Source organism: Natrialba hulunbeirensis JCM 10989, from assembly GCF_000337575.1.
Taxonomy (GTDB): Archaea; Halobacteriota; Halobacteria; order Halobacteriales; family Natrialbaceae; genus Natrialba; species Natrialba hulunbeirensis.
The window spans coordinates 74934-97467 of the sequence record NZ_AOIM01000002.1 but is presented as its reverse complement, the minus strand read 5'-3'; the positions used below and the strand labels follow the sequence as shown (position 1 = coordinate 97467).

Annotated in this window: 15 protein-coding genes, 1 pseudogene and 1 CRISPR repeat array; of the genes and pseudogenes, 8 read left to right on the top strand and 8 right to left on the bottom strand. The window is 56.1% G+C overall.

The genetic code is table 11. From position 1 onward, the window contains the following. On the bottom strand, positions 1 to 2231 hold a 2231-nt coding region (locus C483_RS00400; protein WP_006651363.1), incomplete at its 3' end, for a hypothetical protein. Beyond that, on the bottom strand, positions 2228 to 3106 hold the full coding sequence (cas6, locus tag C483_RS00395) for a CRISPR system precrRNA processing endoribonuclease RAMP protein Cas6 (protein WP_083860368.1): 879 nt from the start codon (positions 3104 to 3106) through the stop codon (positions 2228 to 2230). The genes cas6 and C483_RS00400, both read right to left, overlap by 4 nt. A 9-nt stretch (positions 3107 to 3115) precedes the next feature. Between cas6 and csa3 the strand changes: the two genes are divergently transcribed. Next, a complete protein-coding gene (csa3, locus tag C483_RS00390) occupies positions 3116 to 3904 on the top strand; it encodes a CRISPR-associated CARF protein Csa3 (RefSeq protein WP_206537388.1) in 789 nt (262 codons plus the stop codon). A 115-nt stretch (positions 3905 to 4019) separates the two neighbouring features. After that, positions 4020 to 6520: a CRISPR direct-repeat array (repeat unit 37 nt; unit sequence GTCGCAGTAGGGAGAAAACCCAGCACGGGATTGAAAC). Positions 6521 to 6608: 88 nt separating this feature from the next. Here csa3 and C483_RS19235 read toward each other — a convergent pair. From C483_RS19235 to C483_RS00375, 3 genes and pseudogenes are all read right to left on the bottom strand, one after another. After that, positions 6609 to 6847 (bottom strand): annotated as a pseudogene (locus C483_RS19235) (IS5/IS1182 family transposase); the annotation flags it as partial. A 112-nt stretch (positions 6848 to 6959) separates the two neighbouring features. Next, a complete protein-coding gene (locus C483_RS00380) occupies positions 6960 to 7367 on the bottom strand; it encodes a hypothetical protein (protein WP_006651359.1) in 408 nt (135 codons plus the stop codon). Next, a complete protein-coding gene (locus C483_RS00375; RefSeq protein ID WP_241431453.1) occupies positions 7364 to 8326 on the bottom strand; it encodes a ParA family protein in 963 nt (320 codons plus the stop codon). The genes C483_RS00380 and C483_RS00375 overlap by 4 nt, the downstream gene beginning before the upstream one ends. A 653-nt stretch (positions 8327 to 8979) precedes the next feature. Here C483_RS00375 and C483_RS00370 point away from each other — a divergent pair. The 6 genes from C483_RS00370 to C483_RS00345 all read left to right on the top strand — a co-directional run bounded on the left by C483_RS00370 (position 8980) and on the right by C483_RS00345 (position 16904). Next, positions 8980 to 10374, top strand: coding sequence for a M28 family peptidase (locus tag C483_RS00370; protein WP_049912325.1), 1395 nt, complete (start codon positions 8980 to 8982; stop codon positions 10372 to 10374). A 799-nt stretch (positions 10375 to 11173) separates the two neighbouring features. After that, entirely contained in the window at positions 11174 to 12784 is a 1611-nt protein-coding gene (locus tag C483_RS00365) for an ABC transporter substrate-binding protein (RefSeq protein WP_006651355.1), read from the top strand. Positions 12785 to 12836: 52 nt separating this feature from the next. Further along, entirely contained in the window at positions 12837 to 13814 is a 978-nt protein-coding gene (locus tag C483_RS00360; RefSeq protein ID WP_006651354.1) for an ABC transporter permease, read from the top strand. Between the two features lie 2 nt (positions 13815 to 13816). Then, positions 13817 to 14800 carry an ABC transporter permease gene (locus C483_RS00355; RefSeq protein ID WP_006651353.1) on the top strand — a complete coding sequence of 328 codons (984 nt, stop codon included), beginning with the start codon at positions 13817 to 13819 and terminating at the stop codon, positions 14798 to 14800. Then, positions 14801 to 15853, top strand: coding sequence for an ABC transporter ATP-binding protein (locus C483_RS00350; RefSeq protein ID WP_006651352.1), 1053 nt, complete (start codon positions 14801 to 14803; stop codon positions 15851 to 15853). Between the two features lies 1 nt (position 15854). Then, a complete protein-coding gene (locus tag C483_RS00345) occupies positions 15855 to 16904 on the top strand; it encodes an ABC transporter ATP-binding protein (RefSeq protein ID WP_006651351.1) in 1050 nt (349 codons plus the stop codon). Between the two features lie 15 nt (positions 16905 to 16919). Here the strand turns inward: C483_RS00345 and C483_RS00340 are convergent, their stop codons facing one another. After that, positions 16920 to 18365, bottom strand: a complete 1446-nt coding sequence (locus tag C483_RS00340) for a metallopeptidase TldD-related protein (protein WP_006651350.1) — start codon at positions 18363 to 18365, stop codon at positions 16920 to 16922. 175 nt (positions 18366 to 18540) lie between these two features. On the opposite strand from C483_RS00340, the gene C483_RS00335 reads away from it, so the two are divergent. After that, the gene (locus tag C483_RS00335; RefSeq protein ID WP_006651349.1) at positions 18541 to 19809 is read left to right on the top strand and encodes an amidohydrolase; all 1269 of its coding nucleotides are present in this window, start codon (positions 18541 to 18543) and stop codon (positions 19807 to 19809) included. 90 nt (positions 19810 to 19899) lie between these two features. Here the strand turns inward: C483_RS00335 and C483_RS00330 are convergent, their stop codons facing one another. Further along, entirely contained in the window at positions 19900 to 20970 is a 1071-nt protein-coding gene (locus tag C483_RS00330; RefSeq protein WP_049912323.1) for an aminotransferase class I/II-fold pyridoxal phosphate-dependent enzyme, read from the bottom strand. A 159-nt stretch (positions 20971 to 21129) separates the two neighbouring features. Continuing rightward, positions 21130 to 22365 (bottom strand): orc1/cdc6 family replication initiation protein, encoded by a 1236-nt coding sequence (locus C483_RS00325; RefSeq protein WP_006651347.1) that lies wholly within the window; start codon positions 22363 to 22365, stop codon positions 21130 to 21132. Between the last annotated feature and the right edge of the window lie 169 nt (positions 22366 to 22534).

Genomic DNA, 22534 nt, shown 5'->3' with positions numbered 1-22534 from the left:
CTCTCGACGTATGCGACGAGCTCGTCGTCAGCCATCTGTTGGCTCTTTCCGCTAAGGAAGGCATCGAGTGCCTCGCGGAATACTTTCGTCTTCTTATACTTGCTGTTGTACTGTGGGCCGAACAGGTCAATTCCCCGTTCAGCGACGGTTTTCATGTCCATAAGTGCATTTTGGTGGTAGTTTTCGAAGTACTCCCGCAGGTCCGGGAGTCTGGTTGCGTTGTCGTGATTGACGACTGCAAAGTCAGCGATACTGTGGAAGGTGTCACGGTCGAGATGAAGGTAGGAGTTGCTCATATTCGCGTCCTGCCCGACCATACTCATGATTTTGAACAGTTGAAGTGCACGTCTGAGGTGCGAGTCCGTTCGGTCTTCCGTGACGAACGACGGCATCGGTCCGAATCGCTCTGCGTCGTCGAGATTGAGGAGTTCTTGTGGTCGGGTGGCCTCCTCATCAGCAAAAACCGTATCCGCGCTCTCGAAGCGCGTGAACGGCCGTCCGATGACCACCTTCATCCCAGATTCCTGGGCAGCTTGCATCACCTGCCGAACAACTGCCATCCGATGGTTTTCGTTCAGCACATAGATCGGCTGGAGGAAGTACTGTGGTTCTACCAGACTGGCCCGTGTTATAGGGTCATCAAATTCGTCGCTATCCCCCTGAACCAGATTCCCCATCCGACCGCTTCGAACACGAACATCTCCAAGGAAATCATCGAAGTAAAAATAGGCAATCTCCACAGCGTTGTTCGTGCTAACATCACTCTGTTCACAGACGAAGGAGAACAGCGCGTACTCGAGATTGCACACTTCACAGATCGATTTGTACTTCGCATGCGGTGGAACACGACGGGAGTATTCTTGTGTGCGATAAACCGCACTGAGCCCCTTCTGATACTTCGTATCCGTCTCTGCACCACACAGGAAGCACATCTCGTCTTTAGAGCCCAGATCCGGAGCGATACTCCCATCGAAGAATCGATCAATGACAGTACCGATTGCATCCGTTCCCGGTTCCAGATCGTCGTGAAGGGCTGGCTGGACTTCGTCAGCAAGTTCCTCTAAGAACTCTGCGTGGTCATCGTAATTCTGGACGAGATAGGCGACGAAGTGAAGTTTGACCTTTTGGACTCCCTGTTCCTCCTCAATTCGGTTATAGGACTTCTGCACATCCTCATCAGAAAATTCAGATTGACCATCGATGTAAATCGTCTTCGCTAAGATGGGGAAATACTGGTCGAACTCCTCGGGTATCGATTCAAATGATTCGACGCCCGCAGATCCTCGCTCGAGCAGGCTTCGAAAGGCATCTGAAATTTTCTGCTCTTTCTCTTCGACAGGAATGTTCACTTCTGCAAGAACATCGTAATCGAACGAGTTCCAGTTGAGTTTACATTCGAAGTCAAAGTCTGCACTAATTCGCTCTGGTGTCCGTTCTGTAACCTCCTCTTTGAGTACAGATCGTTCAAGTGGCTCACCCAGGTACACGATCTCATTGGGGGTACTCCCAATGACGACACCACATGCCTCGCTGCCAGAATCACCCGATATAACCTCCTTCACCGTACCAAGGAGAACGTCATTCAAAATTGGCTGCTCGAGTTGCGTGAACTCGATTTTGTGAACATTGTCCGAATCCATCAAGGTGCACAGCTGGTCATAAACTCCGTCGACTCCATCTCGTAGCGCAACAGAGGCTGTACTATCACCGATTCGGCAATACCGTTCGAGTCCCCGGAATGAAGAGTTGATCCCACGCGTTCCAGAGCTGTCCTCTGTACTTTCCGTTCGTTGGACGAGATACTGGAGATCGTCCCGGTACCCATCGCCGAGGAACGCCTCAATTCCAAACGGGTCTCCTTCGCGCTGTTCACCATTCCCGTCCAGTTCAGGGTCAAAGTACCAGTCAAACGCCTCGGCATTGTTTCCGTCGACGTCTACGCCGTAGGCTTCCTGGACGAACTTATTCGTGTCGTGGAGCGCAAGCGCGGCTGCAAGAACCTGCACGTCCTCGCCGTAGTCTTCAAACAGGTCTTCGTCTGGGCTAACTGCTTCGTACACGAACGCGTTCACGCCGATGGTAATCGCATTAAGGATGTGCGCCGCAAGTGAGGAGTTCGCAGTAGAATCTACTTTGGCATCGTACTCCCCCGCTGCATCGATGATATTCCCGTACAGATCAGTGCTTCCGACGATAGTCTCATGCGCTTCTCGAGCAGCCTCAGGATTCATTGATCACTGACCTCCACAGTTACATTACCACACCCTCGAGCCACTGCACTTCCGACGCCAGAGTATTCGCCGAACAGTGCGAGTGCCGTCACTGCGTTTTCCACACTGTCACTTGCATCCTTGAAGGCATACTCACAACGCCCGGTGAAGCCTTGTCTGAAGATTGGGCGCGGATTCCCGTCGTTTCCTTCAACGCGATTAACGAGAACACTGTGCGTACAATAGCTCGAGGCGTCTGGTTTCTCGATCACGGACGACGAAATCGTCTCCCGATCGATGTCGACTTCTAGATCGTCGGGCGCGGTCCGGTTCCACTTTCCAAGGAGACTCGAGAAAACGGCTTGCCTCGTTGGGAACATCGTGGTGACAGATCCGGTTTCCTCGATACATGTCGCTGTTCGAAAGTCAAACTCGAGCGTGGGATCGTCGACGCCAGCTGCTTCGTCGAGGATATCCGCGTGAGACGTGTTCTCACTTTCAAAGCGCTCTACCCGCAATTTACCGTGGCTTAGTTCGATGGACTCACCTTCAAGCACAAGCGCGTTCACGAGTGCTTGGAAGACGTCGGTGTCGTCGGGGTGGACGATCCCGAGCGACAGGTCGTAAGTCTTGCCAGGGAGCAGCGTCTTGTGATGAGATCTGTCGCTTTCGCCGAATGGGCCCTGTAATCCGCTACAGTGGAGGCTCCCCATCGGTGAGTCGTGTATACTCGCGCTAATCTCGGCGTCAACATTCGATAGTACAGACAGTAATGCCGAGTAGACAGAGTAACCATCGGACTCTGGAACGGGAAACCGGGTTTCGGGAGTGAGTGTCGCCGTCACCCGCCGTACCCGCGAGGCAGACATCGCGTCCATCCCGTTGGTTGTTGCCATACTCGACGTTTGGAAGGGGTCTACTTAGTACTGTTTACAAGAAGACAGATATATGCAACAGAATGTTTTCTGGTGTGGAACGTTCCACTGTTTTGCAGCGATAGGTATTTGCAACTCGTCCGAATCGTGAAACATGTGCGAACGTATATTTCGCCGATTGGGTACGACACCCGTCGTGTGACCCGGCCGGTGGTGAAGACGGGCCTTGGAGCAGAGGATACGGTAGTCTTGTTGCGTCCGAGTGAGGAATCCGACACGGAACAGGCAATGCAAGCAGTTGCAGATGTCGAACAACTGCTGCAGGAAATTGAACCGATGGCATCCTGTTCAATCGAGCGAATATCCACGGAAACGTTCGAGGCGACAGTTCGTGACTGCTGTGCAGTCCTCGCTGACATCGACTCGGATAGCAACGCGATCGTCTCGCTCGGCGGCGGTCCGCGGGACGTGCTACTTCCGTTGACAGTCGCAGCACTCGTCTTGTCACAAACGGTCGACAACGCGTTGTTTTTCAGTGACATAGATAATACGGTCCAGGAGTGGCCACTACCCGATCTAACTACAGGGATTCCGAGTCGAACGACAGATACATTCGAAGCCATTGTCACGGCTGGCGACTGGCTTTCACTGTCTACGATTGCGGACGAAACAGCTCAGTCGAAGAGCACCGTTATTCGGCACGTGAATGACCTCGAGGACGCAGGTCTCGTCGAGTCAGATACGAGTGAGAAGGCCAAACGAATTCGCATTGCCTTCTCTGGAGAGCTACTATCGCTGGCTCGAGCTAGCAGTCCCTGACCCGCCTTTCATGGACCTTTTTAAAGATGCTGTACAGCCCCCTTTCATGAATTGAGGCGCAACTCTCATGGCTGGAGAAACAATTATTTGCCTGCTCCCGCTATCTCAACCCCCTGTCGCAGTAGGGAGAAAACCCAGCACGGGATTGAAACGTGTTGGCTACATCCCCAAAGACGTGGATTTGTTGCGTCGCAGTAGGGAGAAAACCCAGCACGGGATTGAAACATAAGCTAAAGCCGGTCTTTTGGGCACGTTTCTGGTACGTCGCAGTAGGGAGAAAACCCAGCACGGGATTGAAACGTTGTCTGCGCGTCCTCGATCAGCATCACAGCAGTGGTCGCAGTAGGGAGAAAACCCAGCACGGGATTGAAACAGCGTCTCGTAGTGGTTGATCTTGTGGATTCCGTAGGTCGCAGTAGGGAGAAAACCCAGCACGGGATTGAAACTCTGCTCCGAACAGTGCCGAAGCGGTGTCAATGTACCGTCGCAGTAGGGAGAAAACCCAGCACGGGATTGAAACGCATAATCCACGTCCGTTTCGACCAGAACCCTATCGTCGCAGTAGGGAGAAAACCCAGCACGGGATTGAAACGAGGCGGTCGACTACGCGGCACTCGTGCAGGGGTTCCGTCGCAGTAGGGAGAAAACCCAGCACGGGATTGAAACCACTGACTGCTGACGCAAGCGGGTCAACGGCGATGTCGCAGTAGGGAGAAAACCCAGCACGGGATTGAAACGAGTGTCTCAGAACCTCCGTTGAAGCGAACGACGTGTCGCAGTAGGGAGAAAACCCAGCACGGGATTGAAACAGTCCGATGAGCAGTAGGCGAGTCGCGGAGCTTGTCGCAGTAGGGAGAAAACCCAGCACGGGATTGAAACAATCGACTGACGACCACCCTTCTTCGTAATTTTTCGTCGCAGTAGGGAGAAAACCCAGCACGGGATTGAAACAACTCGAGTCCCAGCGCGAACGGTGGTCGCGATGGTCGCAGTAGGGAGAAAACCCAGCACGGGATTGAAACGCGCTTCGGTCGGGCACGTTCACGATCACGCAAGTCGCAGTAGGGAGAAAACCCAGCACGGGATTGAAACAGCTGGAGAATCACTCCGCGGACATGGACGATCTCGGCGGTCGCAGTAGGGAGAAAACCCAGCACGGGATTGAAACACTATTATCTACACGACGGAGATCCACAGGATCGAGTCGCAGTAGGGAGAAAACCCAGCACGGGATTGAAACACGTTTGTAAAGTACTCGTCGATCCCGTCGCTATGGTCGCAGTAGGGAGAAAACCCAGCACGGGATTGAAACGTCACTTCGTCCCCGTCGCGGATAATCGTCGCGTCGAGTCGCAGTAGGGAGAAAACCCAGCACGGGATTGAAACGTCCACGTCGGCTACTATTCGACCGACAAGTACGACGTCGCAGTAGGGAGAAAACCCAGCACGGGATTGAAACTCGACCGCCTACACGAGCCGTGTTCTCCCTCGAATCGTCGCAGTAGGGAGAAAACCCAGCACGGGATTGAAACACGTTGTCAGCTGGCTTGAGTCCAACCGCTACCGTCGCAGTAGGGAGAAAACCCAGCACGGGATTGAAACACGGTCCGGATGTCAGGGGATGGTTCGGAGCCGAGTAGTCGCAGTAGGGAGAAAACCCAGCACGGGATTGAAACGATCCCAGTAACTGCGTTCGACGACTGTGCACTTGTCGCAGTAGGGAGAAAACCCAGAACGGGATTGAAACGTATTCCGGTTCGCGCAAGGAGACTACCGAATGTCGCAGTAGGGAGAAAACCCAGAACGGGATTGAAACTCACTGCTCCGATTGCCTTCATGGGAAACCGGGGTCGCAGTAGGGAGAAAACCCAGAACGGGATTGAAACCCGGCAAGACTACCACCGCAATCAACCTTGCAGGGGGTCGCAGTAGGGAGAAAACCCAGAACGGGATTGAAACGACGTATTCGAGGACGCCTTAGACGAGACGGACCCTGTCGCAGTAGGGAGAAAACCCAGAACGGGATTGAAACGGATCTCCCGGATGCCGACACTGGCGGCAGCGAAGTCGCAGTAGGGAGAAAACCCAGAACGGGATTGAAACGAAGTGACCGTTCTCCGTGACAAGGAATGCGCCGGTCGCAGTAGGGAGAAAACCCAGAACGGGATTGAAACGCGCTTGATCCAACGTCGTTGCGAAACGCGTAGGCGGGTCGCAGTAGGGAGAAAACCCAGAACGGGATTGAAACTGCGTCGATGTTCTCTGGCGGTTCGTGCTCGCAGGCATGTCGCAGTAGGGAGAAAACCCAGAACGGGATTGAAACGTCGTGCCATTTGATCGCTCCCTGCTGATCTGGATACTGTCGCAGTAGGGAGAAAACCCAGAACGGGATTGAAACGACGTCGCGGCGGTCCTCCAGGTGGGCGCGCAGTTCGTGTCGCAGTAGGGAGAAAACCCAGAACGGGATTGAAACAGGATGGCGAGGTCGAAACAGTCGGTTATCTCGGTCGCAGTAGGGAGAAAACCCAGAACGGGATTGAAACAAGAATCGTAGCGTGAGCGTCGCGTCGTCGACAATCGTCGCAGTAGGGAGAAAACCCAGAACGGGATTGAAACATCAGCGTCGAGAGCGCCTCCGTGAACGCCCTAAAGGGTCGCAGTAGGGAGAAAACGGCTTTGTTGAATCGCTGTAAGTCGGTGGACTTCACTGTTTGATGCCGCTTTTGATGTTATAGACGACACACATCAGATCGATTTTACGGAATTCATGATACCAGCTACGTGCTCGCACGGCGTAGCCGAGCGAGTGCTCGACAGCAGAGTTGACTGTTTCAGCCATTGATATTTGAGCGTACGATCTTCATCAATACGGGCGTTGTATGCATGATTATACGAGGCGAAGGTCCGGTGTTTGATCAGCGGCCGAATGTCGAGTTTCCAAAGTAATACTATGAACTGTCGAGAATATAATTCATATCTATGTCGGACCCACAGGGATTATTGGGAGGCGGAATACGCATCAGTCGTTGTAAACAGGAGTTCTCCAGTTTTTGTCTCACAGCTCACGACGCTTCTCCGCAAGCCGCTCCGGGATTTCGTCGATATTGTCGAGCGCAAGTTCCAAGACTACATCGTGAACCTCACGGAGTTCGTCGTCGCGAATACCCATACGGCGGAGTTCAGGCGTGACAGTGAAATCCAGTTGGTCTTCAAACTTAGTCCATGTCTCCTCACGGGCATACAGTGGACTCTGTTTGACCTCACTATAGGGAAACGCCGGACCGGTCTCAGTTGGGTCTGAATCAGTTGCTTTGGACACTGACTCCGGTTCTGGTTCCGACTCAGGCTCCGACGTTGGGGGTTCCGCGACTGGATCCGGCACCTGATCGGGGCTCGAGTCAGCCTGTTCATCGGTCGGTTCGTCTGCATCGTCAGCAGGGTCACCGAGGTCGAAGCCGGTCATTGTTCAATCCCTCCGCGTTCGATGATATCCGCAATCTCACCGAAGTACTCGAGTTGGGAGTTCTCTGGATCGTAGGACGGAAGCGGTTCGCGGGCCTCGTAGGCATCGCCGATCGCACCGGTGTGGCGAATTGGCGGCTTCGGTGGGTCCATCTCGCCGGCGTCGATCGCTTCCCACTCATCAGCACGGATGCGCGCGAACGGTGGGACGTGATTATCCAGCACCGTCTCAACCTCAGTTCCCTCAGGTAGCGTTCCGCTTCGGGCGTCGACACCATCTCGGCCGGCAAGGAGGAGTGACGCGAAACTCTCCTGCGTGTTCATCGACTCGAGTAGCTTCCGGTCTTTGGTCTGGTGATCGATACGAGCACTCATGTCGTTGGGCACAGTCGCGAGAATTTCGAAGGTCCCGAGCTGGCTGCGGATCGGACCGACGAGTCGAGTAGCTGTCTCTCGAAGCCCGTTCAGTGCCTCAGGAACCGGCATGAGCGGAAGAATGGCGTTCGGTGCTGCGACAACGGCGTTGTTCGTGAGTTTGTTCCGTGACCCTGGGACATCGAACAGGATGTAGTCATACCGGTCACCGAGGTGTTCGTCAACGAGCTCCTGTTTCATCTTCAGATCCGATGCGAGAACCGAGTCCTTCGAGAGTGCGTCAGTCACTGATTCGAGGTTCAGTGCCGGCACGAAATCGAAGCCGTGGCCTGGATTTTTGACAATCGCATCGATAGACTCGTCGCCCAGAAGTACGTCTGCGAGGTCTGTCGCCTCGTCGTTCTCGCGCGTGTAGTATCCAAGTCCAGTCGAGAGGTGGCCAGCCGGGTCGAGATCGACGACCAAAACATCGTGTCCGCGCATATCCCCAAGGATACCGCCGAGTGTGCTGACGAACGTACTCTTTCCGAAACCGCCCTTGAGCATCGGGAAACAGACTGCTCGTGGTTCTGGGTTTGCTGTCATTTGTATGATTTCACCCGCCGCAGCGTCGGTCGGGACCGAACGACTGTGTCGACGGACACTCGACTCATTCAATCAATCCTACTTATTTCCGTCGGACCAGTTGAGCCAGTTGGCTAAGTTGCCTTAGGTAACTTAGCATCCTCACCCAAGTCAGCTAAGTCAGCTAAGCCACCTTAGGTAGCTTAGAGCACTACCTGGAGCGATTGCGTTGCCTTAGGCAGTTTGCCTTGCTCAGGTGGGTGGTCCATCTACCTCAGGTGAACCAGGTGACTCAGCTAACTTAGCTAAGGCAGACAATCACTCATTAGTACCATAGTTGCCTAAGGTAGCTAAGTTAACTTAGGTAGAGGATCCACTGGCAGTACTTGGGGTAGAAACCATTGGTGGCAGAAACCTCCCGATAGGACTGGTATTTCAGCAACAGAGAAGAACCAGCACTCGAGCGCACAGTGCGAGGACAAACGGGTTGTGATGTATAAATTAGAAATCGTTTGCATATTTATATATTAACTCTACCATCATTATGACCCCAACAGACGTAGTTGTAGAGTTGACGATGGACATTAAGCGGTCCGCGTACCATCGAGGAACGTCTCTGGCTTCTTCAAACAATCCGATAGATTCAAATCATCACCCAGTATACCCCTCATACCGTGTCAAACATTCCCACATCAACAATCGGTGAAGCGTATACAGATACGACAGCATGGAATCTCCTGGCCGACCTCTCGGATCTCGACAATCGTATGCCAGGCCACGAAGGGGAGTGGACCGGTGCGGATCTGATCGCGGACGAGTTTCGCAAAGCAGGACTCGAGAATGTCACAAAGACGTCGTTTCCGATCCCCGGATGGTGGCGCGAGGAGGCCTCGCTGACCGTTCATCTCGAGCGTCAGGACAGTACCTTCGCTAATTCGCACGAACTGGTCGAGTTGCCCGGGACACCATCGGGGGACGTCACTGGAGAGATCATTGACATGGGGTATGGCCTTCCGGAGGACTTCGAGGGGGTTGATCTCTCGGGATCGATCGCCATGGCGTCAAGTCTAACCCCTGATGACTACGGTCGGTGGGTCCACCGAAGCGAGAAATACAGCTACGCGGCTGAATCAGGTGCTGAAGCGTTCCTCTTTTATAATCATATCGAGGGGGCACTCCCGCCGACCGGCAGCATTGGACGCATCGACGGACCGGGGCCGATCCCGGCAGTCGGCCTCAGCAAAGAGGTCGGTGCACGTCTCGTTCGGCACTGTGAAGACGTTGAGGGGGACAACGGAATCGAAGCGACGCTGTCGGTCGAGGCACGAAACGAGCCCGCAACCTCCGCGAACATTGAGGCGGTCGTCGGCCCGGATACGGAGGACGAAGTGCTGTTTACTGCCCACGTCGACGCACACGATGTCGGCACCGGTGCGAACGACAACGGGTTTGGTTCCGCACTCGTCGTCGGCGTAGCGCGGATCCTCGCGTCGATCGAGGAGGATCTCGACACTCGAGTCCGCCTCATCGTTTTCGGCGCGGAGGAAACCGGCCTGTACGGTTCGTACTACTGGACACACACCCACGATCTCGACCGCGTCAAATGCGTGGTCAACGCCGACGGAGCGGGCTACTCCAGAAATCTCGAGATCCATACGCACGGGATTGAAGCGATCGGTGAGGCGTTTGCCGAGGTGAGCGACGAGTTCGGGATTCCGATCAAGATCAAAGACGGATTGCGTCCCCACAGCGATCACTGGCCGTTCGTTCAGCGTGGCGTCGCCGGCGCTCAGGCCCGATCGAGCTCCGACGGCAGCGGACGGGGATGGGGACACACGCACGGGGATACGTTCGACAAGCTTGATCCACGTGACCTCCGTGACCTGTCGGTGTTGTCCGCTGCCGGGGTTGCAAAGCTTGCAGAAGCGGATCGGTCGGTCGAAGAACGCCCAAGAGAGGAGATCCGCGCCGAGGCTGTCGAGGAAGGATACGACATCGGCATGAAGGCGACGGCCACGTGGCCGTGGGGAGAGCCACGCCCGTGGCCGTGGAACGACCAACTCGAGTGAGAACTCACTGACGTTCCTGTCGGTCCAAAGCACAAAGGAAGAGTGGAAAACGGCACACAAGGTCGTCATCCTGGATCGAGACGATCGCAGACAGGCAGCCGAAATCGACTTTGCTCATTCTTTACGACAGACCAGTCGATATCGTCGTACTCTCGTCTGAAGCGAACGGCGCCGGAGGAGTTTAGCTGTTAGAGTCTGATGCACCGGTATCATGAAGTGGATCTGTTCACTATCCCGTCACCAACCAACGAGTACCGACTCCTGTCCGAGGAACTTCTGGACAGAGAATCGAAACGAGTGCCGGCGACTGATGGAACGAGGCAAGTAGAATGGTAGACATTGCACGTAGTAGGGCCCGTGCGAAGGTCGCGTTCGGTCTCTCGGCGTTGATGGCGGCGGCTGCGGTCGGTTGGTTCTGGTATCGCGGTGATCCCGTGACCGGAATTTTACTGGGCGGACTGTTGATGGGTGGCGGATACTGGGAATTTCGACGACGGCTCGTGGATGTCAGACGCGCGGCACGGGCCGAAAGCGATGTCGAGAACGACACTGCTCGCAAATGAGAAACCACCATCGTGAAGGCTGAAATACATATGTTTGTGAATGACACCAATATAAATACAGCCACTTAAACGACCATTCCTCTTTCCGATACTTTTCAAGTTTGTTGACATACTGTCCAAAAAACTTATTAACCGTAGATACAGTATTGTGGTAGAGTATGACAAACAAGGCAACAACCAATCGCAGGAGCTTTTTGAACAAGGCGGGCGCAACGGCGGGTCTCGTGGGGCTCACTATGACCGCTGGCTGCTTCGGTGCTGGTGATGATGACGAGAACGGCGGCGCTAATGTCGAGGCGACGGATCCCGACATGCTCGACGAGCAACTACCGACGTACCAGTTCCTCAACAACGCACAGAGCTACAATCCCCCGCGCCATGACGCGATCAACCTCATGGCGGACCAATTTGGGAGGATTGGGCTCGATATGGAGGTCGAAGTGCTGGAGTGGGGGACGCTGTTCAATCGCGTCGACGTCGAATACGACTACGACTTCTCTTTGTGGCACACGTTCTTCACCATTGACCCGGTTCTGGAGCTCAATTCGACGATGTACTCCGAGAACACCGAACCGGGGCAGGGGAACTTCGCCGGGTACGAGAACCCCGACGCCGACGACCTGATGGATCAGTACCTCGAGGAACCCGACGCTGACACTCGGATCGATTTGGTCCACGACCTCCAGCGGACCCTAATGGAGGACCTGCCGCAGATGCCAGTGATCGACATGCCGTTCCTAGCCGTGTATAACAACGAGCAGGTCGACAACTGGGAGGCAGACCTTCCGCACGGGTTCAACTCCTACTGGACCATGATTAACCTCGAAATGCAAGGTGGTGAGGACACCCTGAAGGGGTATTGGCCAGAGGCGCTCGACACGATGAACGTCCTCGGTCACAACGACGAAAACAAACACACGTACAACTTCGTTGTGATATACGATACCCTCGTCCGACTCGATAACGAGGGCGAGATCGACACCGACGTGAGTCTCGCAACCGACTACGAGCGAGTCGATGCGACGACGATGGAGTACACCATCCGCGACCACACCTTCCACGACGGCGAGCCACTCACCGTCGAGGACATTGCGTTCAGCTACAACTACATCAGTGAGAACGAGGTCCCGGTGTACTCGGTCCAGTCGAACTTCATCGATGAAGCGGAAGTGGTCGACGATAGCACTGTCCGGATCCACATGCCGGATGACAACCCGCTCGGTCCGTTCAACCTGCTCGTTGGCACACAGATCCCGATCCTTCCCGAGCACCGGTGGGCCGACCGCGACGAACCGAGCCAGGTGAACGTCGAAGAACCCGTGGGCTCGGGCCCGCTCCAGTTCGACTACTGGGACCAGGGTGCGGAACTGGGCCTCGAACGCTTTGATGACCACTTCGCGCCGGTTGATTTCGAGCAACGGTTCTGGCGGATCATTCCGGAGACATCCACGGTGTGGGAGAACCTCCGCAACGGCGACCTCAACTACGAGCCGTTCGGCCGAATCGACCGTCCACTCGACGAGAACCGGGATGAAGACCAGATCAGCGTCCAATCGGTCCCAGCGACCTCGTTCTGGCACTGTACTCCCAACCAGCGAAGCGACGGACTCGACGATCCCGAAGTCCGGAAGGCGGTGTTCAACGCAGTTCCGAGGTCGGCAATTGTCGACCAGATTCTCTTCGGCGTTCCCGATCCCGGCTTCAACGTCGTCACTGAAGCGTTCGGTCCGCTCCACACGGACGATGTTACCCAGTACGAGGAGGGTGTCGACATCGCGATCGAACGTCTCCAAGATGGCGGGTACGGGTACGACGAAAACGGAATGCTTCACTTCCTAGTTGAATAGGCACCCGGTTGCGGTTGTGATTCAATTTAAATGATAATAAATATAATCCAACATGAGTAAAGCAAGTTTCGTCGTCCGACGGCTGCTCCAACTCGGCGTGACCTTCTGGGCAGTCGGAACCGTGTTGTTCTTCCTGTTCCGTCTCATGCCGGGCGATCCGACCGCGTTCGTCGTCTCCGCACAGATGACACCGGAGGCACGGCAACAGGTTATCGAGAGCTACGGCCTCAACGAGCCGTTGTACATCCAGTACGTGCGCTTCCTTGAGAACGCGCTCACTCTTAACTTCGGGCAGTCGTTCCACACGAACCAACCAGTTCGGGAAGTTATCTGGACGTACCTCCCGAACACGCTGGTCTTGATGTTGTCCGCGTTCGTCGTCGCGTACATCCTCGGCATCGTTCTCGGTGTGCTCACCGGATGGTACCGCGGCTCCAGATTCGAAAAGACGACCGTCGTGACTGCGCTGACCGCACGGAGCCTCCCCACCTTCTACGTGGGACTGATCGTTCTGTGGCTCTTCGGTGCGGGCCTCGGTGTGATCCCCATGAGCGGAATGGGGACGGCCGGACAGTCTTACGACTCGTTCTGGGCGCGGATCTTCACTCTCGACTTCCTGCACCACCTCGTCGCTCCCGCAGCGGTGCTCGCGTTCTACTACATGGGATACCCGCTCCTGATCATGCGCTCGAGCATGATGGAAGTGCTCTCGCAGGACTTCATTGACGTCTGCCGTGCGAAAGGGCTCAGTGAGCGGGCAATCATGTTCAAACACGCAGCACGGAACGCGTTGCTACCGATCATCACGGCTGCAGCGATCGCGCTCGGCTACGCTGTGGGCGGAAGCGTTCTCATCGAGACTGTGTTCGGGTGGCCCGGCCTTGGACGGGAGATGGTCAACGCGGTGTTGCGCCGTGACTTCCCGGTTGCGCAGGGCACGTTCATGGTGCTCGCCGCAACGATCATCATCCTGAACTTCATCGCCGACCTCCTGTACGGCTACTTGGATCCACGGGTGACTTACGACTAACTATGGCAACTCAGGACAAATCATCAATCTTCGCAGACATCGACGAGGGAGAGGTCGATCAAGAAGATGAAAACGTCGACCGATGGAGGCGAAACCTGCGACTGTGGCGCGAGACGCTCGCAAAACAGTGGCGCATGCTCACCGATGATCTGATGGTTCGGCTCGCCATGATCACCATCGCTTTCTTCATGATCGTCGCCGTGTTCGCGCCGTTCATCGCACCCCGTGGACCGCTTACCCGGCAGTATGAGGGCGATGCGGGGATCATCATCGCCGACTGGGTGGAACCGTCGTTTCTGTCGTCAGAGTCGGAGTACCTGCTTGGGACGACTGCCGAAGGGTTCGACATCTTCAGTCAACTCGTGTACGGATCCCGTGCCGCCCTGCTGGTCGGACTGGTGGCCGCAGTGTTTACCGCGGGAATTGGAACGCTCGTCGGGTTGACGGCAGGCTACTACGGCGGAAAGATCGACGACACGTTGATGCGGATTGTCGACTTCCTGTATGGGATGCCGCTCCTGCCGACGGTGATCATTCTCGTCGCCCTGATGGGACCAAGCCTGTGGAACATCCTCTTCGCGATCATCGTGCTCCAGTGGCGGTCGACGGCACGGGTGATCCGGTCACAGGCGTTGTCGCTTCGTGAGCGGCCATTCGTCAAGGCAGCACAGGTTGCTGGTGCGAGCGACTGGCATATCATCTCCAGACATCTCGCGCCGAACGTGCTCCCGCTGTCGTTCCTCTATGGAGCGTTCGCTATCGCTTGGGCGATCCTCGCGGAGGCCGGTGTGTCGTTCATCGGGCTCGGCGATCCCAACACGGTCTCGTGGGGAACGATGCTGCAGTCATCACGCGCATACTCCGCACTCGACTTCGGTGCCTGGTGGTGGTTCATTCCGCCAGGCATCTGCATCGGTCTCGTGGTCATCAGTGGGTTCCTGATCGGCCGTGGATACGAAGAAATCACGAACCCGGAGCTCAGATAAATGTCAGTACTCGACATATCGGATTTGGAAGTCTACTACGAAACGGAATCGGCACCGGCACAGGCAGTCGACGGGGTTTCGTTCACCATCGAAGAAGGGGAGAACCTCGGTATCGTCGGCGAGTCCGGCTGTGGAAAAACCACGCTTGCGAAGGCGATCATTGGCATCCTCCCGGACGAGGGCTACGTTAACCGTGGCTCGATCGAGTTCGACGGCAAAGATCTCACGGAGTTGCCCGATGTGGAACGGCGTCGATACAAGTGGGAAGAGATCTCGATGATTGCCCAGTCGGCAATGAACGCGCTTGATCCCGTCTACACGATCCGCGAGCAGATTGTCGAAGCGATCGAGACGCATCGCCCCGGAACGGGACGAACGGAATCTAACGAAATCGTCGCTGAGATGTTCGATCTCGTCGGTCTCGATCCAGAGCGAGCGGATGACTATCCACACCAGTTCTCCGGCGGAATGCGACAGCGTGCGATGATCGCGATGGCGCTCGCGCTCGAGCCGTCACTTGTGCTCGCGGACGAGCCGACAACGGCGCTCGACGTGATCATGCAGGACCAGATCTTGAAACGTATCGGGGAGATCCAGGCGGACATCAACTCCTCGATGATGGTGATCACCCACGACGTAAGCGTGGTCGCGGAAACTTGCGATCGCGTAATCGTGATGTACGGCGGGAAGATCGCAGAGGAAGGTCCTGTCGAAGAGATATTCGGGGAACCGTATCATCCGTACACAATCGGTCTCAAACGCGCGTTCCCGAACATTCGAGAGTCAGATCAGGATCTCCTCTCAATCTCCGGCTATCCGCCGGAGCTGACCGACCCGCCGTCGGGCTGTCGCTTTGCGGAACGATGCCCGATGGCGACTAACGAGTGTCGGACGGTCGAGCCCAAGGCACATCATCAAGACGGTCTTCGGACGTACTGCCACTACGCCGACGAGATAGATGACGGATTCCGGTCGCGGGCCGACGACCCCAAAACGTGGAAAGACACGGAAGCGGCTCGGTCCGCCCAAACGGTTGCGGAGGTGAACGATTGAAATGAGCGACACTGGTGCACCTGACGTCTCGGACGAGAACCCGCTCCTTCGAGTGGAGGGGCTACAGAAACACTTCCAGATTAACGAGGGACTGATATCCAGTCTCCTCCGTGCGACCATGGGAAAGGAAGCAGACTACGTCCATGCCGTCGACGGCGTGAGCTTCGAGCTCGAGCGCGGTGAAACGCTCGGGCTTGCCGGCGAGTCGGGCTGTGGCAAAACGACAACAGGAATGTCCCTCGTGAAACTCCACGAGCCGACGGACGGGCGAATCGAGTTCAGAGGCATGGACCTCACGGAGTCCGACGACGAGGAACTCGACGAGTTTCGGCAGAACGCACAGATGATCTTTCAGGATCCGTTCGAGTCGTTGAACCCCCGAATGACGGTGTACGACACCCTTGCCGAGCCGTTGCGGATCCACGACATCGAGAACGAAACCGCTCGTATCCGGCGAGCTCTCGAATTCGCAGAACTCCAGCCGCCGGATCACTACTTCGATCAGTATCCCCACGAGTTGTCTGGCGGCCAGCGACAACGGGTCGCCATCGCTCGAGCGCTCGTCTTGGATCCCGATTTCATCGTCGCCGACGAACCCGTCAGTATGCTCGACGTCTCGCTTCGTGCGGGCGTGCTGTCGTTAATGGAGCGAATGACGGAGGAGTTCAATCTGTCCGTTGTGTACATCAGTCACGACCTTTCGTTGCTTCGTCACATGTGTGATCGACTCGCGATCATGTACATGGGCGAAATCGTCGAAAAGGGAGCGACGGAAGACATAATCGAGAATCCTCAGCACCCGTATACTCGCTCCCTCATCAACGCGGTACCTGTTCCCGATCCCGACGTGGGGCGCGAGCGGGTCGAACTTGCAGGAGAGGTTGGGGATGCAATCGACGTACCCTCCGGCTGCCGATTCCACGGACGGTGTTCAGAGTACATCGGCGATATCTGCGAGACCGATTCGCCCTCACTCGAACAGAAGGCAGAGTTCGACGATGACCGTGAAGTATCCTGCCATCTGTACGACAGTTGCGGAAAACAATCGTAGCCCTCGATCTCGAACTCAGTTTTCGCACCGGACGTCGAGCCGGATCGAGGGTGCCGTAACGGCGTACGGGAGCCGTGACTTGTGTTTTGACGCGACGCCCGTCACGGTCGATCGTGTCTCACCGATACTGTCGATAGTGTCGAGAGCGTCGGCCGTCCAGACGACTGTCGAATCGACAGCGGGACCGAGATCACCGTCCTTGACGAGGAACCCTTCGGCGATTGGGAGTTCAACGGTACCAGCGTCGGGGCGGTCGCCCATTCGCTCCGCGACATCGTGAGCGTACAGAGAACTCGGCGGCATGGCACCGCTGCGCTGCGTTCGTTCGAACTCATCGCGATAAAAGGACGGGCCGAAGCGGCGGACGTACACGTCCGCATCGGCCAATAGTTCGTCTCTGGTCGCCGTTCCGGCGTGGACGTTGAGGTGGCGGTGATGAATTCGCGGTGCCTGCTCGAACCCGATTGCCGGGATCACGTTGCCTGTCGGGATCTCCTCTGCTTCTGCAGCTGTCGTCGTGTCATGGAGGTAAGACTCGACTCGCCCCCTGTTGACAAGTCTAACTGGCGTGGTTGGTCGAGCTTCGGCGTCGTACGCCGTGGCGGCCCACGATCCCGCCCGGACTCCGTCGTCGATTGTTAGCGGAGCGTCGGTGACTTGATCACCTAACTCAAACGGGGAAAACCCGAACGCCGCCACGTCGGCCGCGAGATACCCGCCGATCTCGTGACAGAGTTGTCCGGTCGCCGATGGACTCAACACAACGGTCATGGGTCCGGATGGCGGATTGGCTGTGGCCGCATTTGCGATCGTACTCGCGTCACAATCGATCTCCGCAAAGAGGGTCGGAAGGCGGTCGAGAAGCGCTGCACCGCGAGTACTGCCGTGGTGGCGCCGGAGCTTCGGACCGTCGATGGGCGCGACTGTCGCGTCTACGCTCGCCCGATCAACTGTCGTTCGGACGACGCTGTCCGCTGTCGTCCCGACCGAATGGTCCACATGCTCGTCAGCATACGTTACCCGGGCTCGGTCAAGCGGCGTCTCGACTGCGTCGAGGGCGGCCTCTACGGATACACGCTTCTCCGAGAGGGATCGATCTGTGACCGACTCGCGTGCCCAGCCGTCGTGGACCCCCCGGTGACTCGACTCGATGTCGATGCGTTCGGGTGCCGACTGAGCAAGCTGGCCGCCACCGGTCGTCGCGCGATTGGCAGCCTCCGAGAGTCCATCGGACGAGAGATCACTCGTAAACCGATACGCTGCGGACCCATCGGCAAAGACGCGACACCAGACGCCGGTCGTCGTCCACTCACTGTCGCTTCGTACCCCGGTTTCGGTGACAACAATTTCCGTCGCGTTCCTCGTAATTCCGCCGACCTCCGCGAAGGAAACCCTGTTGTCCGATTCCAGAATCGTCAGTAGTTCATCGACCGCATCAACGACATCCCCCCGTTCGTTCATTGGTTCCCGTTTCCGGTCTCGAAACTTGAATCTTCGTCACGACAAGGGGGGAAGATCCCCGGGAACGACAAAATCTTGCCCTGTTTGAGCAGACGGGAGACGCAATTGGGATGACCGATACCAATCGACTCGCCGCCAACCAATGATTTTTCATCTTTGCCAGAGTGTCACTAGCATGGACACACGAGAGACATTCGTTGATGCACCGCTTCGCGACGTTCGACGGGATCTCCATGCACATCCAGAAGCCGGTTGGAAAGAATTCCGAACGACGGCCTTACTCGCGGACGCACTCGAGAACCTCGGATACAATGTGCTGTTGGGTTCCGAGACGGTTGATCCCGACGAGCGACTGGGAGTCCCGCCGGCGGATGATGTCGCCGCCGCTCGAGAGCGCGCCCGTAACGAAGGGGCGCCGGAAGAGTATCTAGATGCGATGGGAGATATTACCGGCGTTATCGCGACGAAGACATTCGGTGACGGCCCCGTAATCGGACTCCGAACCGACATCGATGCCCTCCCAATGCAGGAAGCGATGGACGACGATCATCGACCCGCTCGAGAAGGGTTCGCGAGCAGTCATCCCGGCGAGATGCACGCTTGCGGCCACGATGCACACGCAACGATTGGACTCGGCGTGGCCCGCGAGTTCGCTGAAAGCGGATTTGACGGAACGGTGAAACTCTTTTTCCAATCCGCCGAAGAGGGAGGCCGCGGCGGGAAGCCGATGGCCGAATCAGGACACCTCGACGACGTCGACCACCTGCTTGCGGTTCACGTCGGACTCGACGAACCGACCGGGACGGTGCTGTCCAGCTATGACGCACCGCTCGCAAACGCCAAACTCGACGTGACGTTCGAGGGGAAACCGGCACATGCGGGTCGCGAGCCGAACGCCGGGCAGAACGCGCTTCAGGCCGCGACAGCGGCGATCGGAAATCTGTACGGCATTGCACGGCACGGTCACGAACGAACTCGGATCAACGTCGGCCGTGTAAGCGCTGACAACGCACAGAACGTCATCTGCGAGGAAGCAACGATGCGCGTCGAAGTTCGTGGTGGAACCCACGACGCCAACGAATACATGCTCAAGCGTGCACGCGAGGTAATTGATGGTGCGGCGACGATGCACGACGTCGGCTACGAAACGAGTCTCTACGGGAAGACAACGACGTTCGAAAACGATGACGATCTGACTGCACGTGTCGAAACAGCGGCGAACGGAATCGATGCAGTAGATGAGATCGTCACGAAAGAGTTTGGCGGCAGTGAAGACGCCTCGTATCTCATCCGACGCGTCCAAGAACAGGGTGGCACAGCAACATACCTTGGAATCGGTGCGAGCAATCCTGCCGGTCACCATATGGCGTACTTCGACATCGATGAGGCAGCCATCGACATCGGGGTCGACGTGATCGTCGGTACAAGCAAACTCCTAACCTAATAGATCAGTGGTAGTAAATCGAGAACTTCGGGTTCTGTTGGCGGGCAAGGTATACAGCGTGTAGGTCGAGTATAGTATGGGCGAAAGAAATCAGCTGTGGGTTTTGATGTGCCGACCGATCCGCTCAAGACCTTCCTCAAGCTCGTCAGTATGGAGACCGAAGCCTATTCGGAACCGATTCGGATATCCGAAAACATCGCCAGGTGCGAGGACGACGCTCTCGGCTTCGAACAGCGACCGACAGAACTCCTTTCCGTTCTCAAACCCATCAGGAACAGTTGGAAAGCCGTTGACGCCTGTCGGCTCAAACCAGTCGAGGTCGTAGCGATCAACAAACTTGGCGACGCGTTCTCGGTTCGCTTTCGCGTGGGCACGGTTCGCATGCAGAATATCGGCCTCTTGTTCGCCAAGCGCCTGTCGAGCAATGTGCTGACCGAGAATCGGCGGCGAAATGGTCGTGTAGTCTTTCCATTTCCGCACTGTGTCTGCGAGTTCCTTATCTGCGACGACCCAGCCGAGACGCGCACCAGCAAGGCCATACGACTTTGAGACGCCAGCAGTCGAAATCGCTCGCTGCCCGAGCGACGCAGCCGGAGCATATGGATCATCGGACAGCATTCGGTATACTTCGTCAACGAGGAGGTACGCGTCGTTCTCCTCTACGAGGTCGTACAACGCTTGCATCGTCTCTGACCCGAGGTACTTACCTGTCGGATTGCTTGGGTTCGTTAGGATGACTACTCGAGTCTCTGGACGTATCGCCTCCGCTATGGCATCGACGGAAAGTTCCCATTTTGGAGGTTCGGTTCTGACTTCGGTCACGTCGCCGATAGCGGCGGGCACGCTCGCAAGTGACTGATAAGTCGGTGAGACGACGACGCTGTGATCCCCCTCATTCAAGAGTGCCATGAACGTGAGATAGTCGGCCTCTTGTGTTCCACAAGTGAGGACTACCTCTTCGGGGTCACGTCCGTAGCGCTCAGCAATGGCAGCGCGGAACTCTGGCGATCCGTCAGTCGGAATGACGTAACCGACTTCACCCACCTCAAGATCGAATCGATCGGCGGGAAGACTTCGAACGCCGCTTTCAGCGAGCATCAAGTCGGCGTCCGCCTCGTATTTATCAAGCCACCGTTCCAATTCAAAAGGAGGCAACTCCATATTTGAGGTTCTCGTGCACAGATCATATACCTCCCTGTATTCAGCATGCCGACCCTGTCAATATCTATAAGAATAGAACATGACACTGACTAACAGTGCATATCCACGGCCTGAAATACATCTGAGTCAATAAATCAAAACTCAACAATGACAAACAGTTCAAAGAAGCCCATTTTCTTGTGCGTTCTGCCGTAACGAGTCGAGGTCAAGCTCGTCGCTCATGTGTAGGTTCTCGAGTGTCGAAAGTGCAGCCTCGAGTGGTACGTCCACTTCGTACTCGTAATAGATTCCACCAGCACGACCTTCGTTGCGTTTCGCACGGTCGAGAATCCCGAGCATCGAGAGTTCAGCGAGATGATTGTGAAACGCTCGACCACCGAGTACGTCCCGATCGGTCGCTTTGGCAAGGTCCTGATACTGCTCGTAGATCGTTTGCTTCTGCAGTGGTGCCTCTGGGTCTGCGACCGTCGACGCGACAACAGCCAATAGCGTCAGGTGTCCATGGGACGTGAGTTCTTTCATCGACTCTTCGATGCGTTGTTTCTCGAGGAGTTGTTTGGCATCACGAACGTGATTCTCCGTCACGACTGGGTCGCTTTCCCGCCGTGCGAGATCGCCGGCCTCGAGAAGGAGGTCGAGCGCCTGGCGTGCACTGCCCTTGTCTTGAGCCGCGAACGCCGCACACAACGGAACGACATCGCCGTCGAGCACATCGCCTTTGAACGCATGATTGGCGCGCTTTGAGAGGATATTCTGTAGGTCGGTGGCATCATACGGCGGGAAGTGAAGTTCGCGTTCACAGAGCGTGTCTTCGACACGCGGGTCGAGCTTCTCGCGATATTTGAAGTCGTTACTAATTCCGATGATCCCGACACGGGAGTTTTCGATCTTGCCATTGCTCCGAGCACGTGGGAGCTGGTAGAGGATTGAATCATCGTCACCGATGTAGTCGACCTCGTCGAGAACGATAAGGATCGTTCCACCGAGTTCGTCGAGTTTGTCCCACAGCATTTCGTAGACGGCATTCAACGGATACCCGGTTCGACTAATCTGTTCCTCGGGGTCACGCAACTTATTCACAAGGGCAACAGCGACACGGTAGCTACTCGTAAGATCTTCGCAGTTGAGATAGACGGTCGTGATCGTGACATCGTCGTACTGCTCAGAGTCCTCCTCAAGATGGTGCAAGAGATACTTCGTTGCGGCTGTCTTGCCGACGCCAGTTTTCCCATAGAGAAAGATATTCCGTGGCTGTGCACCATTGATCACGGGTTGTAGATAACCCGTGAACTGCTCGATTTCGCTGTCACGCTCTTCGAGGGACTGAGGTTGATAATCGTCGTGAAGAACGTTCTCATTGTCGAAGATTTCCTCACTCCGCTCGAAGAGTGCCATTACAGAGTGATTGTATTTCACCCACATAAAACCATAGGCGCAATCGTTACAAACGATTCCAGCGTTTCATTCGTTCCTGAACACACACACACACCACTGATTCAATCGTTAATCCCTACGAGAGTGCCCCTAGGCTTCTGAAGTACTGCGAATCGGTTTTGGAACAGGC

Bases quoted from the DNA above. Each gene is read 5' to 3' on its own strand.
- cas6 (WP_083860368.1), bottom strand. From the start codon at position 3,106: ATGGCAACAACCAACGGGATGGACGCGATGTCTGCCTCGCGGGTACGG.
- C483_RS00380 (WP_006651359.1), bottom strand. From the start codon at position 7,367: ATGACCGGCTTCGACCTCGGTGACCCTGCTGACGATGCAGACGAACCG.
- C483_RS00375 (WP_241431453.1), bottom strand. From the start codon at position 8,326: ATGACAGCAAACCCAGAACCACGAGCAGTCTGTTTCCCGATGCTCAAG.
- C483_RS00365 (WP_006651355.1), top strand. From the start codon at position 11,174: ATGACCGCTGGCTGCTTCGGTGCTGGTGATGATGACGAGAACGGCGGC.
- C483_RS00360 (WP_006651354.1), top strand. From the start codon at position 12,837: ATGAGTAAAGCAAGTTTCGTCGTCCGACGGCTGCTCCAACTCGGCGTG.
- C483_RS00355 (WP_006651353.1), top strand. From the start codon at position 13,817: ATGGCAACTCAGGACAAATCATCAATCTTCGCAGACATCGACGAGGGA.
- C483_RS00350 (WP_006651352.1), top strand. From the start codon at position 14,801: ATGTCAGTACTCGACATATCGGATTTGGAAGTCTACTACGAAACGGAA.
- C483_RS00345 (WP_006651351.1), top strand. From the start codon at position 15,855: ATGAGCGACACTGGTGCACCTGACGTCTCGGACGAGAACCCGCTCCTT.
- C483_RS00340 (WP_006651350.1), bottom strand. From the start codon at position 18,365: ATGAACGAACGGGGGGATGTCGTTGATGCGGTCGATGAACTACTGACG.
- C483_RS00335 (WP_006651349.1), top strand. From the start codon at position 18,541: ATGGACACACGAGAGACATTCGTTGATGCACCGCTTCGCGACGTTCGA.
- C483_RS00330 (WP_049912323.1), bottom strand. From the start codon at position 20,970: ATGGAGTTGCCTCCTTTTGAATTGGAACGGTGGCTTGATAAATACGAG.
- C483_RS00325 (WP_006651347.1), bottom strand. From the start codon at position 22,365: ATGGCACTCTTCGAGCGGAGTGAGGAAATCTTCGACAATGAGAACGTT.